Raw genomic sequence first — 454 nt, 5'->3', positions numbered from 1 at the left:
CCGGGTACTTAGATGTTTCAGTTCCCCGGGTTGTCCTCCCCGGCCCTATGTGTTCGGGCCGGGGATATGCACACTGCTGTGCATGGGTTCGCCCATTCGGAGACCCCCGGGTCGAAGGATGTGTGCTCCTCGCCGGGGATTATCGCAGCTTGCCGCGTCCTTCATCGGCTCCCTGTGCCAAGGCATCCGCCGTGCGCCCGTGGTATCTTGCGGGACCGCTCCCGGGCCCGCGGGATATCCACGTGTCGCTAAAGTTAATTAATCGATATCATGAATAGCGCTCGTATGTCGCAATTCGGGTATCTCATACCGCGGCACAGCGTGTTGTACTGTGCTCGCGATCAGATGCTCCTCACTCATTTGATAAGTGAATTCTTCTTGTTTGGATCGGATGAATGATTGCTATCATTCTGTCTGATAAATCGCAGAAAAGAATCGAGTCTGGAAGAATTGG

1 rRNA gene (running past one end of the window) is annotated in these 454 nt (G+C 54.6%); it reads right to left on the bottom strand.

The annotated features are described in order from the left end of the window. Positions 1 to 213, bottom strand: a 23S ribosomal RNA gene (locus DXD49_RS09815) (it extends 3,081 nt beyond the left edge of the window). Positions 214 to 454 lie beyond the last annotated feature (241 nt).

The sequence above is a fragment of the Collinsella sp. TM05-38 genome, assembly GCF_003466445.1.
Lineage (GTDB): Bacteria > Actinomycetota > Coriobacteriia > Coriobacteriales > Coriobacteriaceae > Collinsella.
The sequence above is the reverse complement of the archived record's forward strand: the minus strand, read 5'-3'. Positions and strand labels throughout refer to the sequence as shown.